The 15914-nt window shown below is 57.2% G+C and carries 13 protein-coding genes; all 13 read right to left on the reverse strand.

Going from position 1 to position 15914, the window contains the following annotated elements:
• Positions 1–26 precede the first annotated feature (26 nt).
• On the reverse strand, positions 27–1622 hold the full coding sequence (locus HY010_17540; protein ID MBI3477539.1) for a TolC family protein: 1596 nt from the start codon (positions 1620–1622) through the stop codon (positions 27–29).
• A gap of 54 nt (positions 1623–1676) precedes the next feature.
• Complete coding sequence (locus tag HY010_17545) at positions 1677–2978, reverse strand: ABC transporter permease (GenBank protein MBI3477540.1); 1302 nt, start codon at positions 2976–2978, stop codon at positions 1677–1679.
• Entirely contained in the window at positions 2979–4286 is a 1308-nt protein-coding gene (locus HY010_17550) for an HlyD family efflux transporter periplasmic adaptor subunit (GenBank protein MBI3477541.1), read from the reverse strand. It lies immediately after the preceding gene.
• A 7-nt stretch (positions 4287–4293) separates the two neighbouring features.
• A complete protein-coding gene (locus HY010_17555; protein MBI3477542.1) occupies positions 4294–5541 on the reverse strand; it encodes an efflux RND transporter periplasmic adaptor subunit in 1248 nt (415 codons plus the stop codon).
• On the reverse strand, positions 5538–6710 hold the full coding sequence (locus tag HY010_17560; protein MBI3477543.1) for an efflux RND transporter periplasmic adaptor subunit: 1173 nt from the start codon (positions 6708–6710) through the stop codon (positions 5538–5540). The genes HY010_17555 and HY010_17560 overlap by 4 nt, the downstream gene beginning before the upstream one ends.
• A 380-nt stretch (positions 6711–7090) precedes the next feature.
• Positions 7091–8380, reverse strand: a complete 1290-nt coding sequence (locus HY010_17565; GenBank protein MBI3477544.1) for a hypothetical protein — start codon at positions 8378–8380, stop codon at positions 7091–7093.
• Entirely contained in the window at positions 8361–9131 is a 771-nt protein-coding gene (locus tag HY010_17570) for a c-type cytochrome (protein ID MBI3477545.1), read from the reverse strand. The genes HY010_17565 and HY010_17570 overlap by 20 nt, the downstream gene beginning before the upstream one ends.
• Entirely contained in the window at positions 9128–11200 is a 2073-nt protein-coding gene (locus tag HY010_17575; protein MBI3477546.1) for a c-type cytochrome, read from the reverse strand. The genes HY010_17570 and HY010_17575 overlap by 4 nt, the downstream gene beginning before the upstream one ends.
• A complete protein-coding gene (locus HY010_17580; GenBank protein MBI3477547.1) occupies positions 11201–11917 on the reverse strand; it encodes a hypothetical protein in 717 nt (238 codons plus the stop codon).
• Positions 11914–12693: a cytochrome b N-terminal domain-containing protein gene (locus tag HY010_17585; protein ID MBI3477548.1), complete on the reverse strand. Its 780-nt coding sequence runs from the start codon at positions 12691–12693 to the stop codon at positions 11914–11916. The genes HY010_17580 and HY010_17585 overlap by 4 nt, the downstream gene beginning before the upstream one ends.
• Positions 12694–12695: 2 nt before the next feature.
• Positions 12696–13196, reverse strand: a complete 501-nt coding sequence (locus HY010_17590; protein MBI3477549.1) for a ubiquinol-cytochrome c reductase iron-sulfur subunit — start codon at positions 13194–13196, stop codon at positions 12696–12698.
• A 46-nt stretch (positions 13197–13242) separates the two neighbouring features.
• Positions 13243–15228, reverse strand: coding sequence for an FAD-dependent oxidoreductase (locus tag HY010_17595; GenBank protein MBI3477550.1), 1986 nt, complete (start codon positions 15226–15228; stop codon positions 13243–13245).
• Between the two features lie 82 nt (positions 15229–15310).
• Positions 15311–15898 carry a carboxypeptidase regulatory-like domain-containing protein gene (locus HY010_17600; GenBank protein MBI3477551.1) on the reverse strand — a complete coding sequence of 196 codons (588 nt, stop codon included), beginning with the start codon at positions 15896–15898 and terminating at the stop codon, positions 15311–15313.
• Positions 15899–15914 lie beyond the last annotated feature (16 nt).

Below are 15914 nucleotides of genomic sequence, written 5' to 3' on the forward strand. Positions count from 1 at the left end.
GGTGGTCTTCGGTATACGTTACGCGCTTATCGGGTCAATTCCTTCACTTGCATGCGATAAGGCTCCAGGAGTTTGCCGGTTGCGTGCTGTACCAATGTAACTGCGAGTTGATAATTGACTTCAGCTTGCAGGACAATCGTCTCTGCTTGCGCGACTTCCTTTTGCGCGTCCAGCACAAAAAAAACCTGCTCGGTACCTAGTTCGATTTTCCTCTGTTCGGCAGCGAGGTTCTTGCGCGAAAGGTCGAGCGCTTGCCGGCTGGCAGCTAAGCTGAGTTTCGCTTCTTCCAGTTGGTGAACTGCATTCGTAACATCCAGCGTGATCTGCTCCTTCAGTCGCCGTTCGGAGTACAGGTCGCGGCGCCGCGAAACCATTGCTGTACCAAGCTCGGCTTGCGCAGACCGGTTCTTGATCGGGAGATTCAGGCTGAGCGAGAAGCCATATGTCGGATAGCCAAACGTGAAAGCCTGGTTCAGTGAATCGCCCAGACCGCCGCTTGGACTACCTGCCACTCCATTGCCAGCATAGTTTCCCGCCAGCCGCAGATCTGGCAACAGGTTATTGTGAGCGAGTCGGATGCTCACGTCGTCATTGGCGAGCGCCTGCCTCAGGGCCTCGAGTTCGGGACGGACTTCCATCGCCTGCTGGAGTGCGGTCGTCGCGTCGATATCGAAAGCGGCCTCGTCACGCACCGGCATTTCTGTAAGGTCAAGGTCAAGGGCTCGAAGAAGCGGGTCGACGGACGCTCCGAGCGTAAAACGGAGAGCGTCCTCGGTCCGCTTCAGATCGTACTCGGCCTGGATCACTTGTACACGCCGGGTTGCAACCTGCGACTCGGAACGATAAATGTCGAGCGGAGCCAATGCCCCTAATTCGAGCTCGCGCTTAGCGCGCTTGTAGCTGGCGTCGGCAGCGTCTTGAGATTTCTTTGCGATTTCCACACTCCCGCGGGCCAGTACGACGTTCCAGTACTGCGTAACAGTATTCAGAACGGCATCGTTCACCTGAGCCTCGAAGCTCGCCAGGGAGATGCGGACGTTTCGGCGTGCGATGACCAGGGGCGCGCGGTTTGCGAACAACCATCGATTTCGAAGCAAGGGCTGCGTAATCTGGAAATTCAAACCTGACGTGATGGAGGGATTGAGGAAAATGTTCGAGTCGTTGGTGGCAAACCGATTGGCGGTGAAGCCGACTTGCAGATTCGTCCCGGTCTCGAGCGTCTGGCCGTAATCTACTTTCGAGGCCTGAAGGAGTGAAGTGGGGATTGGAGCCCCTTGGAGGTCGGAATTGGCTGGAAACGTCGCACGCTGGGCGTTGAAGCTGACTGACAGGGCAGGATCAAATGTCGAGTGCGCCCGTAGCAGCGAGAACTTCGAATCTTCAACGTTTAGTTCCTGCAGGCGGACATTGCTGTTACTCATCAGCGTCGCGATGATCGCTTCCTCTAGGCTGAGGCGCAACTTGCCGTCCACGACGTGCTCCTGAAGGTATTTCGGTGCGGGAAGTTGGTCGGAGATGACTTGCGGACTGCTGAGCGCATGAAAAGTCTCCCGCTCATAGATGTTCTGCGCAAACGACAGAGTACCCAGCAGAAGAAGGGCCCAAAGTAAACGGAGTTTCATCTCAGCCTCCACATTGTTTAGTTTCCCTGCAAGAATTCGCGGCGCAAGCGCGGGCTATTCGTACCGGATGGCCTCCACCGGGTCGAGCCGTGCTGCCTTCATCGCCGGGTAGATGCCAAATACCAACCCCACCGAAATCGAAACGAGAAACGCAAGCAGGATCGAAGGCGCAGTCACGATGGTTGACCATCCCGCGAGCACCGCAATCAGGCGTGACATCCCAAAGCCGAAGGCGATGCCGAAAGTTCCACCCACAAAGGAAATCATGATTGCCTCAACCACAAACTGGCGCACGATATCAGACTGGCGCGCACCCACGGCGCGTCGTACACCGATTTCGCGTGTGCGCTCGAGAATGCTGGCCAACATGATGTTCATGATCCCGATGCCGCCTACGAGCAGGGAGATTGACGCGATCGCCACCATGACAGCGCTGAAGAGGCGCTCCGTCCGTTTCTGTTCCGCCAGCAATTCTGCGGGCACAATTACGCTGAAGTCGGCGGCACCGTGGTGCGACGATTCGAGGATTGCCCGCACGACCTGCGAACTTGGTACTAGTTGATCGCTGTCCTTCACGTTCAGATAAATTCCGTCGATCTCGTCGCGTCTTCTGCTGTATGTGTTCTCAAGTCGAAACATTGCTGCATTCAAGGGAACGTAGATAATGTTGTTCAAGTCTTCCGACGGCACGTCAGGCAGGTCGGTTTGAGCGGCAACCTGAGGAGCCACCGTGCCGATCACACGGAACCACTGTTCATCGAGCTTCACATACTGACCGACAGAGTTCGCCGCGCCGTACAGGCTGGCCTTTGCGCCCGCGCCCAACACGCATACCGGGGCGCCGTGTTTTTCCTGGTCGTCATCGAAAAAGCTGCCCTCAGTTACGCGAAGCCCTCCAATGATCGTGTATTCAGGGCTGACGCCATACACGGTGGGGGTGTCCATCCGCGCCTTGGGAATTGTCTTCGTCGGCACGTAGCGTTTCCGGGCGGTGGAGGCGGCAACATCGCTGAGGTTATCGCGAATCACGCGGTAATCCTGCAAGGTCAGGCCAGGTGAGACTTGGCGGATTTTCTGATGAGCCTGCCAATCGGTGGTCTCTTTAGCCTCCACAATCAGGTTGTGCACACCCATCTGTTCGATGAACGCCATCACTCTTTGGCGAGCACCGGCCCCTATGGAAAGCATGGAGACCACTGCTGCCACGCCAAAGATCATGCCTAGCATGGTGAGCAGCGTACGCAGTCGGTGAGCCAGCAGGTTCTGCAATCCCAGGCTGAAGTCAGGCGTCCAACGGCCAATCCACCGGATCGCGCGCGCCCGGAGTGTTTCGAATTTGGCGCTTGTCTCCGTCATTCAGCGCGTCCCTCCACTCAAACTCGGTTCTGTCGAGGAATGACTGGACGATTTCCGAGGGATCGTGGGATCAACAAATGCGATCTGCGTGTCGGCCGCGAGCCCATCCACAGCAGTGCGACTCTCGGTCTCTGCTTCGACCTTCACTTCGCGAGCTTCATACGTCTTGCCCCGCTTGACGTATACCACGCGTTTCCCGTCTTTCATGAACACTGCCTGGCGCGGCACGTAAAGAATATTCTTGCGGGCGTTGCCCTCGATCACCATCTGCACGGTAAAGCCGGCTCGCAGCCGCGGATCGGAACCTGGCAACTGCACCGTAACTTCAAATTGTCCCCCTGTCACTTCATCGAAGAAGTTTCTTGAGGCTATCCCGGAAATGGTCTTCACCGAACCTTGAAAAGTCTGATTCGGCAAAGCATCCAGTTGGATTCTTGCCGCCTGTCCCACTTTCACATTGCTGCGCTCTCGCTCGTCGAGCTTGGCAGACACCTCCATGGTCGCGGGATCGATAACGCGCGCGATCGTCGTGCCTGGACCCGTCTGATCCCCTTCATGGTAATCGGGTAGGGCCATTCCTCCCCCGAAAAACTCACCATTGGAGCCCTCATTCTTTTCGACGGCCACTACGCCATCCAAGGGAGCGCGCACTCTCATCTTCTCGATGTTCTGTTGCGCCTGCTCCATGGCTAACTTTGCTTTATGGCGCCTCTCTTGGGCAAGTCCGATCATGGCTTGTCCCGAGACAGTATGGGACTTGACGTCCTGTTCGAGTTGCGCCAGCACCCGCCGCGCCTGATCGAGCGCCAGGTCGTTCTTCCTGGCATCGATCGCGCTCGCTAGTTCGTTCTTGCCAACTTCGAGTTCCGCGCGGCGGACATCGAAGCGAGCTGTTAAGAGTGCGACCTTATCCCGCGCGGCTTGCACTGAAGCATCCGCCTTGGCTTGTGCGATCTCCTCATCCGCCTCTTCCAGCTCGGAGCGGCTCTGTTCCATCTTGAACTGTTGCTCGGCGGGATCAAATTCGATCACCACATCGTTTTTCTTGACGGGCACTCCGGTATGGAGAAGGTGAGTAATCTGGAGCGATCCACCTCCGATTTGAGGAGCGGCAAGCATCGCGGAGAGAGTGGCTCGCACTTCCCCGGTGGCATGGATTTTGGAATCGAGATCCCCGCGCTTCACCTGCACCGATGGGATGTCGTCACTCTCGCTGACCGGTGAAGCCCAGTGGAATGCGGCGGCCACCCCGAGGCCAAGGGCCAGCAGGATGCCAACTAGCAGCCAAATCTTGCGCACGCCGCTCACAACGATGTCACTCCTTGTTCGAAGGATCCTTCAAAGCCACGCGCTCCCCGGAGCGCAGCCCATTGGCAACGAGAATGCGATCACCGCTCCGACGATCTTCTTTCACTTCTCGCTCTTCAAATTTCGAACCGCGAAGTACATACACAACTGAACGTCCGGATTTCTGGAACGATGCCGCGATTGGGATCGTGAGCGCCTCTCTGACCTTATCGACTACGACACTCAATTGCGCGCTCATCCCCGGCTTGAGCCGGGCGTCACTCTGATCGAGCAGAACCAGGAAAGTGAAATTTCTCGGAAACGGCCAGCCGCTGGAAAAATCAGTCGTTGCCGCGCCACTGATCAGGTCGATGCGGCCCGTAAACTGGCGGTCCGGAATCGCGTCGAATTGCACGTTCACTTCCTGACCGCTCTTTAGCCGGCCGCGTTCGGTTTCGTCCACCCGGGCCGATACCCGTAGCGTGGAAACGTCGGGAAATTCGGCAATGGGCGCTCCCGGCCATGCCCGATCGCCGGCCTTGAACGCAGCCTGTCCTTCACCGCGCCACAGTTGCAGCAACGAAATCATGCCATCCGAAGGGGCGCGCAGCGTCATTTCGCTCAAGGCCCGCTCGGCACGCTGCGCATCGAAAGTCGCCTTCTTGCTCCCCTGGATTTTGTTTGCGATCGCTGCCTTACTGGCCTCGCGATCGGACTTCTGTTTCTGTTCCGCTTCCCGCAGGCGCTGTTCGGCATCGCCAACTTTCAACCGATTTTTGTCGCCTTCGATCGCTGAAATAATCTCCTGCTTGCCGGCTTCGAGCTTTGCAGTCTCGACGTCGTATTTCGCCTTGGCAACGGCAGTAACATTCCCTTCTTCGGAGAGGCGCGCTTCCGCACGCGCCTGGTCGATTTCCGCCTGCGCCGATTTCAAAGCTGACTTGTATTGGGCCAGGTCTTGCTCGGTGCGCGTCTTGTCAAATTCGACTACCGAATCGCCCTTCTTGACCTGGGATCCATCCGTCGCAATCTTTACGATCTGGAGATCGCCAGCTTCGGCCGGGGCGGAGAGGGTGAGCGATCGAAGCGCTTTCACCTCACCACGCAACGACAGCGAATCGACAAATTCGCCGCGCGTGACCTCAGCGGTCGGAACAGATGGCGGCCGGTTCGTTAATCCGACTGCGCCAACCAATACTGTGAGAACCACGAAAACAAACACCCCTAGCAACAGCGCAGGCCGGTATTTCCAGAGTGCTTGCAGCCTGGCGATCATCGCTCCGCCTTCATCTCGCCACCGGCGGGATCCACTGTTAGGTCGACCGCAGCCGAAAGGTCGGGCATAAGCCGGGCGTCAGTGCCTTGTATCGAAAAAATTGTCGAGAAAGTTCGCACCTTGGAGGAAAAATCCCCGCTCCTGGCGATTGGTGCAATCTGCTCCAACTTGCCGGGAAGCACGAACTCTGGATAGGCATCCAGTCGCACGTTTGCATCCTGGCCGATTCGAAGACCGAGTATGTCTTCCTGATTGACCAATACCTGCACCTGCATAGCCGAAGGATTGACGACCCGCATAAAGGGAACACCAGGCTGTACCTGATCTCCCTCCTGCACCTCGCCCATTCTGCCGTTCTTCCAGATCGTGTTCAACACGACGACTCCGTCCAACGGAGAATGAATCTGCATGAGATCGGCGTTGCTTTGCGCATTTCGCATGATCCGTTGCGTCCGGTCGCGTTGGATCTCAAGAATGCGGATCGCAGCGCGCGCTGCGCTGCGTTTCAGCTCAAAGGTTTCTTTTAATTGCTGCAGCGTCGCCTTGGCCTGCTCCTGATTCTGCTGGGTCTTTTCCACATCAATGCGCGACATCAATTCGACCTTCTTCATATCCAGGTCGGCATTCTTGAGGGCGCTCTCCGCTTGATGGAGATCGGTCTCGTCCTTGGCGCGGATCGCATCTTCCTTCGCTTGCTTTTCGGCGACTTGGCCCACCAGTTTGTTGTACTCCGTTTGCTTGTCGAGAAAATCTCTCATCTGTGCCTGGCGGTCGAATTCCACCAACAAGTCACCTGCCTTAACCTTGCTTCCACCAGTCAGCAGCCGCGTGATCGTCAGCGTACTCACCGTTTGTCCCGAGAGAGCGGGAGCCAGAATCGCGCGCGCCTGGACCGCTTCCGTAGTTCCCTTGAGACGAAGGAGGTGGGACGTTCCAGGAGTTTGAGCGGAGGTCCCCGGCCCGCTTCGCTGTGTCCCTGACTTACGAATCACCAGGAAGGACAGACCGGCAAGAAATACAAGGAAGATCGTCGCGAATGCCAGCAACTTGCGAGAAGGTTTCCAGCCCGTTGCCTTTTCGTCGGCAACTGACTGAAGCTCTCCCTCCGCCGGTGAGACGGTGGGAGCGGAGTCATCCATCAATCTTCCGTCCGGCGACTGCATAGCCATAGAACGCTGACTTCGTCCAAGGTTGCGCGCAAACTCTTCAGGGCTTTCCCTATTATCTGCCAAAGTCCCCTTTAACAGGTATTAGCTTTGCGATCTTAAATATAAGCATAGGGAGACAGCTTTGATCCCTATATATCTCGTTCCAAAGTCGAAATATTCGTGATGGCATGACCGATTACTGCGGCGTTGATGTGAGGGGAAACTGAAGGGGATCGACCAAGCCACAATTTAATAACGTGATAGGAGTGGAGGGTGAGCGTAGCTGAACACTAAGGCTGGTTGAACTCCGAGGTCCTAAGATTGGCGGTACGAAAAGTCAACGACCTAGCGTTCTTTGCAGGAATTGGGATCACTTAGTATTTACACGCCCTTTGCGGTGCTCAGCGGTTCCCCGCCTCGGCGCCCTGTAGGTCCAGACTCACGCGTTCCCCGTTAATAAGGACAGACGCCTGGTCAATGAGCTGTTGTCCCGTGCAATCGTACGCCTCGTAGCAACGCAATGCAGTCGTGGGGAAAAAGAACTCGACTGCTTCATTGCCTTGACTGGCGGGCACTTTGTCCTGCAGATGGATGGTGGTGCTGAAAGCGATGCCGTCGAAATCAAGTTCACCCTTGTAGTAGGCCATCACGGGACGGAGAAGATGTCCGATGTGATCGTCAAATGCAAGAGCTGCCATCTTGTAGCGGCTGCCCGCCGCGGCCGCCGGCAAAGTGGTCGTCACCGAAAATTCGAGATACGCTCCTTTGCGGAACGCGACCATCGCAGGTGGCGCGTAGGCTACAAAGTGCGCCTGCGCATCGATTTCTTTCACCACCAGATCCGTCACTTTTTGATAAGACGCCTGAGTCTTCGCAAGCGCCTCAGCCGAAGTGTCGCGAGGCGGGGCTGGAGGAGGTTCGGGTGGCGTCATGCGCGGAAAGGCACGCGGGGCGGCGGTGCTCTCTGCTGCTTTTGACGATTTGGATTTTCGGCTGGAATCCCTGCTGGCGGCCGGATCCTGGTTCTGCGCATCGATGCGCGCTGCTTCCTGCGCGGCGCGATCGCTCAGATAGAGGACAAAGGGCTCACCGTTGATAAAGAATTGTCCATCGAGGACGGCCGCCTGACGATCGTTTTCAGTCTTACCGTTGACCAGTCGCAGGGCAGCGTCTTTGGGTAATACAAACACCAAGTTCTCTGGGCGCTCCATCTTCATACCCATCGCCTTGCCGCGGACGTGATGAGAAATCTCCATCGCGAAGCCTTCGATTTCCGGGATGTCTTTGAGTTCGTGCACGGCGATGTCCACAATGGGCATCATGACGTCCTGAAACGTGCGGAGAGCGCGATGGCTTTTGTCCACCATATCTCCGGAATAGGACGCGAAGTAATTGCCGGTCAACTCGACGACGGTCAAGCCACTGTAGTTGTCGAAGCGAAGGGAACGTTGGTCGGCGTGCTCCTGCTGGGCCAACTCAAGATCGAGGACGCGGCTGAAATAGAAGGCGTAAGGGAAGATGTGTCCCTGAATTTCGGCCCCTGCGGTTTGCAGCTGCTGGAAGTATTTCTCCTGCAGCGCCCGCATTTGCGGTTCCTTGATTTCAGCAGGAGTGAGCGTTTGTGCTGTCGCCAGCGATGCCAGGCCCAACACGACCACCAGCCACAACCTTTTACTGCTGCGCGTAAACAATTCCGGGAGCTCCGTAAGGGGGATCGGAAATCATTCGGATGTAAGCGATCACCGCCTGCATCTCGGATTTCGACAAAGTATATCCGTACGGTGGCATCAGCGGAGATTTATTGAGTGCCGGCCCTCCGTGGGAGATGATCGCAGTCAGGTCGGCATCCGTCATTTTGTTGAGCGTATCGCCTTCTGTAAAGGGATGTGGCTTGGTTTCGAGGTTGTCGTAGTTCGATACACGCTCGGCGCTTGATTCCTGATTGTGGCATCGTGCGCAGTACTGGTCATTGAGTTGGCTGCCCAACATTTCCTGGTAGCCGAGCGCGACCTCTTCGACTTTGAGATCAACAACTTTACCGGCCTTGGTCGCTGTGCTCGCAGTAATTTGATAGCGTCCGGGAACCACGCCGAGGGAAACGTTGCTGGTGAACTGTCCGCTGGAGTCGGTGAGTCCAGTTGCCGGATCGAGATAGACGCCGTTTGGTCCGCGGAGCGTGACCAGAGCGCCCGGTAAGGCGTTGCCTTGCTCGTCATTGACTTGCAGAACTACGGGCTGAGCGAGGGGTGTTCCTACTGCGGCAGCCTGCTTGCCGCCGCTCGATTCCACAATCGCGGTCCCGTATGCGGTTGGCTTCGGCAACGGCGCGGAAGAAGTCGAAGAGCGCGAACAGGCCAAATTGCAAAGGAGGAGCGCAAGAGACAAAACAAGCGCGCTCCCAGCGGCAGTCCGCTTACCGGATTTCTTGGACTGATACGTCATCGCTTTTTCGCCTCCTGCGCTTCGCGCCCTTTTTGGCTCATCAGGAATGCGGTCAGGGCGCGGGCGTCATCGTCGCTCATATTGCGCTTCGGCTCCTGTGTGCCGGGACGGAGCGCTTGCGGGTCTTTCATCCAGTTATAGACCCACGCCGCACTCAGGCGGGAGCCGACATGCGTCAATGTCGGACCGACGTAGCCCTTGTCCTGTTTGGTGTCGATGATGTGGCAACCCTGGCATGCGAATTTGGAATAGTAGAGTTGTTTGCCCAATTCAACTTCTCCGGCGGAATAGCCGGACATCGGCATCGCATCGCGGTCGATCTTCGGAGACTGGTAGACCGCCATGATGTAGTCGGTCAGCGTATTGATTTCCGCGTCCGTCAGGTTGAACTTGGGCATGCGGCGAATCAACGCTGGCCGCAGCGTGTTCGGATTGCGAAAGAATTGCACCAGCCATTCCCGCTGCACCGAACTGCCCTCCCATGTAAGGTCGGGAGCCATGTCGCCGCCACGGCCGTTGATGGCGTGGCAAGAGAAGCAGTTCAGATCTTTGATCAGCTTGCCTGCTGCGCCGGCAGGCTCATAATGCGAAGCGGGAAGAGCAGCCACCGTTTTTGCGGCGGGCATCGTGAGAGACCGTTCGTTATGGGAGAGCAAAGCGTTCTCGAGAGCATCCACCTGCGCGGTCGAGAACGTATACTGCGGCATTTTCAATCCCGACCCGAAGGCGCGCGGCTGACGAATCTTTGCGTTGATGTAGTCGTAGAGCGTGTGCGGAACACCGGCCGCGAATGCCAATTGACTCACCGGCTTGCTTCCGATCCGTGTCAGCTCCGGCGCAAAATTGTCGGGATGCTTGATGCCGTTAATCTCATGGCAGGACGCGCATCCATAGTCATTCACGAGGCGCTTGCCGTGATCAATCTGTTCTTGCGTGGCAGTATCGAGGTGAACGTTCGCGAGCAAATCAGAGTCTGACTTGCCCATTAGGAAGCCAGTGAGCAGGCCGACTTCCTGATCCGTGAAGCGATAGTGCGGCATGCCCGTGGGCGGATCGTAATCGTGTGGATTGCGCACCCAGGCCTGCAGCCACTCCGGCCTTACCTTGGTGCCTACTTTCGTCAGTTCCGGTCCCACATTGCCGCCCACCAGATTGCCGGCGGCATTCTGCACGGCGTGGCATGAAGCACAGAACGATTCTCCGTACAGGCTGGCCGCCTTCGTCTGAAGAGCGGCGTCGTCTTTCACTTTCTTTGCCTGATCGAGCGAAGCTTGTACGACTTTGACGCCAGCCGATGTGCTCGAAGAAATAAGAAACGCTGAAATGTCGCGGGCGTCTTCATCCTTCAATTTGAAATTCGGCATGGTCGCGGAAGTCGAATACGCCTGCGGATCTTTCAGCCAGGCGTAGACCCATTCGCGTGTCGTCTTGTCGGCGACGTGCGCGAGCGACGGCGGATCGTCCACGCCGGTGATCACGCTGCCGTCAGGACGCTTGATCGTATGGCAGTGAACACAGCCATATTGCGCCAGCATCTTGCGGCCGAGATTGAGTTGCGGAGTGCCTTTCAGATCCTGCTGGTGACACTGTCCGCAGGATGACTCCAGGTACTTTGCGGGCAGCAGAGGCTCTTCCCATGCGAGCGTGCTCATGTGAGCTTCTTCGACAGATGTTGCAGCGCCTTGTCCGCGATGGCACACCGAGCAGCCAAACTGTTCGAGCTTATGCGGGATAGGAGGATGCGGACGGTAGGGCTGCGCGGTGACGTCCATCAGGGTCGGTTCTTTGAGCGCCGAATGGCAGGACTCGCAACGATCGACGACGTTCATTTCCGGCAGCCAGATCTGCTGAATGCCGGGTTCGAAGTGGCGGCTCAGTGTAACGGCGTCGCTGCGCTTGCTGATCAGTTTTTCGTAGCCGCGCTGGTAGCGCCGCCATTCGGCAAAATGATTCTTGGCGGGAGCGATCGCCAGCAGGATCAGCAGGAAAAGACTCGTCCAACCGAAGGCACGCACCGTATTGCCGAAGAATTTCTGACGAAGTTTTTCGAGAGAGTCGGGGAGCCGCACTTAACTCCTCCAGGGCAGAACCCAGGACCATCCCGGGCCGCGGAAAAGGGTGCCGACCGCAGTCAGCACAACCAGTTCAAAGAGGAACCAGCTCATAATCCAAAAGGAGAGCGGTTTTGCCGCCAGTGAGCGGCGGAAGCGAGAGGGAGAATCGACAGTTGCGCCGGCGGCCATCGCCATCAGGGCCACCGTGATCAGCGTGGGAACGAGTGCCACTATCACATCGAAGGCGAGCAGGAATAGTGAGAACACGCTCGCCACCACCCAGAAGATACGCAGGCGTTTTTGGCGGTCCTTGGTAAATAGACCTTCTGCTTCGATGTTGATGTTGAAATATGGAATCACGATCAGTGCGAGAACGACCAGCGTCGGCACAAGTACGCCGGCCACCATCGGCGGAAAGTAGTGCAGCAATTCCTGCAATCCCAGGAAGTACCACGGTGCCTTGGCGGGATTCGGAGTGTGCGATGGGTCCGCCAGTCCTTCCAGAGGTGCATTGAAAAACAGCGAAATCAGCACCAGGATAATAGTGAGTACCTGCATCACAATCGCGGCCCGGAAGATTACTTCCGGAAACGATTGCACAACCTCTTCGTCATGGGCCTTGACCTGCGCCGAGGTGCGGCGCGTCACAAACGCTACCCGCACCGGCGACTTGCGGACATCAGACCCGACTGCGGCAACGAAGTCTTTGTTCTTATCTTTTACGTCGCTCATACCGGAGGCCTCACTGGAGCGGTCGTCATCACAACGTCCGGCTCACTGTGTCGCGCATACAGACCGCCATCCTTGCGGATTCGCCAGAAATGGATCATCACGAACAACAACGCAACCAGCGGAAGAATCATGCAGTGCAGTACGTAAAAACGGAGCAGGGCATTGGCATTCACGAAATGTCCGCCGAGCATCAGGAAACGGACCTTCCCGCCCACGATTGGAACGGCCGACGCGATATTAGATCCAACCGTGATCGCCCAGAAGGCCAGTTGATCCCAAGGCAACAGGTATCCGGTGTAACTGAGGAGGAGCGTGATCAGAAGCAGCACGACTCCGACTACCCAGTTGAATTCGCGTGGCGGACGATACGCGCCTCGGTAAAACACGCGAAACATGTGCGCGAAGACCAGGAAGACCATTGCGTGCGCGGACCAGCGATGCAGGTTCCTCAGAAACTGCCCGGAAGAAACGACGAACTGCAGATCCTTGGTGTCGGCGTAAGCCTGCGGTGCCGAGGGATGGTAGTAGAGCATGAGCAGAATCCCTGTGATCACGAGAATCACGAAGGTGCCGAGCGTCAGCGTGCCCAGATACCAGGTCGCGTTGAATTCCAGCATGCGCTTGCGCACTTTGGTGGACAGCAAGTGCAGGAAGACGTTTTGCTGGATGGCCATCGAGTTATGCAGCGTGCTCGATCCCGTGCCACCACGAAACACGGAGCGCCACACCCGCGTCTCACGTAATTCGTCGAAATATCGATTGAAAGTTGCATTCATCACTAAACCCTCACGAACTGCAGCGCGCGGACTTCGGTAGAACGGTCGACCATCAATTCGCCGTCCTCACTCAGCCACATCCGCAGCCAGGGCAGAGGCTTGGGCGCCGGCCCTTCTTTCTTGACGCCTTCACGAGTGAACTTGCTGCCGTGACATGGGCACGCGATGGTGTCAATCTCCGGTTTCCATGCGGTCAGGCAGCCGAGATGCGTGCACACGGCGTTCAGTGCAAAGAAACCCTCCGCTCCGTGCACAACAAATATTCGTGCGTCGACATCGAGCGTGACGGAATCGAGTGCATAACTTGCCGGCTGGCCCATATTCACGATCGGAGACGGCTCATAGAGCACATTTGGCGACAGAAACTGGTAGCCGAAAGCGGCCGTACCGGCGGCCGCAATGCCGAGCGAACCGAGTCCCATCTTCACGAAGAACTCGCGACGGTCGATGCTGGAGTCCGCCGCTCCCTGAATTCGATCCTGGTTTTTCTTTTCCTCTGCCATGTTTCCCTCTGCAACGTCTTCCCCGAACAGCGTGGTCGTGCCGTGACTACTTCCGAACGCCCGCAGGTATGGCGGGTTGCGCGCGCAGTGGCGCGTCAATCGCTTCGATCGAAATCAGGCCTGTCGACTCAGCCGGGAGCAGGTTATAGGACTCCATGCTGATCGTTTGCACGGGACAACGCGCTGCGCACAGGCCGCACCGGATGCAACGCGTTTCATCTTTGATCATTACCGACCCAACGCCTTGGGCGAGCTCCTCGACCGCGATATCGGGCAGTTCGGCTTCATAGAGCGCGCTGTTAACCGACAGGTGTTCCAGTGTCTCTGCGCTGAACTCGAAGCGATCGAGCGTGACGAGTTCCAGGCAGTTTTCCGGACAGACGTCGACACACCCGCCGCAGAGAATGCAAATCGACCTATCGTCGGCATTACCCTCGAAAATCGTGTTGACCCAGCAGTGCAGGCACCGTTGCGCCTCGACCATCGCCGATTGCTCGTCGTAACTTTCTTCTACTTCCGTCATCCCCGTCCGGCGGTCGAGCGGCAACATCGGGATCGGCTGCCGGATCAGGTCCATGAATTCTTGCGGCATGGTGTGGCGTTTCAGATCGGTCACTTCGATGACGGGCTCAGGATGTTTCGCGCCGCGCAGGAATTCGTCGATACCCATGGCGGCGCGCTTGCCGTCACCGACACTGTCGATAATCAGGCGAGGGCCGAATACGCAATCGCCGCCTGCGAATACTCCGGCAGAGGAGGTCATCAACGAATGCGGATTCACCGCGATCAGACCCCGCGGTGAAACTTCGACACCGTCTTCCGGATGCAGGAAATCGAGTTTGGTGGTCTGGCCGATCGCCATGATGACTGTGTCGCATTCGATTTCGGTTTCGCTGTTTTCGTAAAAGGCCGGGCTGAATCGATGATTTTCATCGAATACCGATTTCGTTTTCAGACACTCGAGCGCGACCACCTTACCCTCTTTGCCGATAAACCGCTTGGGACCAAATCCGGCGTGGAGGATTACGCCTTCCATCTCTGCTTCTTCAATTTCTTCGAGCGCAGCCGGCATTTCGTCGCGGCCTTCCAGGCAGACCACGTGCACTTCCTGAGCGCCCATGCGCAACGCGGAGAGGGAGATGTCCACCATTTCCTTGGTTGCGACGGCGTTGACGTTGTCATCGGAGGGCGCAAGTTCCTCGACGCCGGAGGCATGCTGACGCAAAACTTCGCGGGCCGCCGAGCGGGCGACGTCCATGGCGACATTTCCGCCGCCGATGACCAGCACATTGCGGCCGATGGTGAATTTGTAGCCGAGATTCACATTGAGCAGGAAATCCACGCCGCGGTGCACGCCATCGAGATCCACGCCAGGAATCGTCAGATCGCGGCTGCGATGCGCACCAATTGCAATCAGGATGGCGTGGAATCCTTGCTGGCGCAGATCGGCGATCTGGAAATCGCGTCCTGCAGTTTGATTCAGCTTGAGAGTGATGTCACCGGTGGCGAGAATTTCGCGAACCTGTGCTTCGATTACATCGCGCGGCAGTCGATATTCGGGGATGCCGAGATAGAGCATGCCACCGGCCACTGGCGCAGCTTCGAAGATCGTGACCGAATAACCCATGAGGGCAAGATCATGCGCGGCCGAGAGCCCGACCGGGCCGCCTCCGATAATTGCGACCTTGAAGGGAAGCTTCTCCGAGACTCGCTCGGCATTGACGTCAATATGGTGTTTTGATTCCGGGCCGTAGCGCTCGGTCAGAAATCGTTTCAATGCGCGAATAGAAATTGGCTTGTCGATCTGGCCGCGACGGCACGCCGTTTCGCACGGGTGAGCGCAGACTCGTCCGCAGATGCTGGCCAGCGGGTTCGGTCCGCGGGCGTATTTGTAAGCTTCTTCGAATTGACCTTCGGCAATCAGCCCGACATAGCGGCCCGCATTGGTGTGTGCGGGACACGCCATCATGCAGGGAAAATTGGTATGCAACCAATCTTCGTCCACCCGCTTGTCGATGAAGCGCTTCAGCATGAACTTGTGCTCGGCGTTGTCGGAGTCGGTGTAGAAAAAGAGTAAGGAGAGCTGACGTCTGGTCAGCTCTCCTCGCGAGTCTTTACTTGGTTAGGGTGAAATCGGCTTTGGCGTCGCCAGCGACCGCAGTGGCTTTCGTCTGGCTCTTGGCGCCTTCATGCCATGCGACGACGTTGTACTGGCCGTCGGGAACGTTTTCGATTTTGTAATTGCCGCTCTTGTCAGTGATCGCGTAGTAAGGAGTGGGGCTTACCACCACATATCCCGACATCTCCGGGTGGACGTTGCACAACAGCGCCGCTGCGCCTGCCTGGTCGAACTTGAACGGACGCTTTTCACCCTGCGGCCATGTTCCCAGATTCTTGCCTGGCAACTTCTTTCCGCCCTGCATGACGGAAGGCCAGAAAACATTATGGGCAACCTTGTCGCTGTTCAGGAAATCGACTGTGGTCCCAACCAGAACGACCGTGATGTGCGGTTGGAAGAGCAACCCTTTTTGATCGATCACTGGATGCTCCGCCGGTACGGGGAACGTCTTGCCTGCGATTGCGTCGACGTAAACTGCGGATTCGCCCGCCACTCCGGAAACTTTCCCGCTGATTGTGCCGGCAAAGGCACTAACCGAGAAGGCCACGACCAGAACTACCATGATGGCAAGATTCTTATTCATTATTGACCTCGTAGGG

The organism is Acidobacteriota bacterium (assembly GCA_016196065.1).
GTDB lineage: Bacteria > Acidobacteriota > Terriglobia > Terriglobales > Acidobacteriaceae > Acidiflorens.

What these genes read in the sequence shown, in the direction of transcription:
- HY010_17595 (MBI3477550.1), bottom strand. Translation starts at nt 15,228, where the DNA reads ATGCTGAAGCGCTTCATCGACAAGCGGGTGGACGAAGATTGGTTGCAT.
- HY010_17580 (MBI3477547.1), bottom strand. Translation starts at nt 11,917, where the DNA reads ATGAGCGACGTAAAAGATAAGAACAAAGACTTCGTTGCCGCAGTCGGG.
- HY010_17540 (MBI3477539.1), bottom strand. Translation starts at nt 1,622, where the DNA reads ATGAAACTCCGTTTACTTTGGGCCCTTCTTCTGCTGGGTACTCTGTCG.
- HY010_17570 (MBI3477545.1), bottom strand. Translation starts at nt 9,131, where the DNA reads ATGACGTATCAGTCCAAGAAATCCGGTAAGCGGACTGCCGCTGGGAGC.
- HY010_17555 (MBI3477542.1), bottom strand. Translation starts at nt 5,541, where the DNA reads ATGATCGCCAGGCTGCAAGCACTCTGGAAATACCGGCCTGCGCTGTTG.
- HY010_17545 (MBI3477540.1), bottom strand. Translation starts at nt 2,978, where the DNA reads ATGACGGAGACAAGCGCCAAATTCGAAACACTCCGGGCGCGCGCGATC.
- HY010_17590 (MBI3477549.1), bottom strand. Translation starts at nt 13,196, where the DNA reads ATGGCAGAGGAAAAGAAAAACCAGGATCGAATTCAGGGAGCGGCGGAC.
- HY010_17600 (MBI3477551.1), bottom strand. Translation starts at nt 15,898, where the DNA reads ATGAATAAGAATCTTGCCATCATGGTAGTTCTGGTCGTGGCCTTCTCG.
- HY010_17560 (MBI3477543.1), bottom strand. Translation starts at nt 6,710, where the DNA reads ATGGCTATGCAGTCGCCGGACGGAAGATTGATGGATGACTCCGCTCCC.
- HY010_17585 (MBI3477548.1), bottom strand. Translation starts at nt 12,693, where the DNA reads ATGAATGCAACTTTCAATCGATATTTCGACGAATTACGTGAGACGCGG.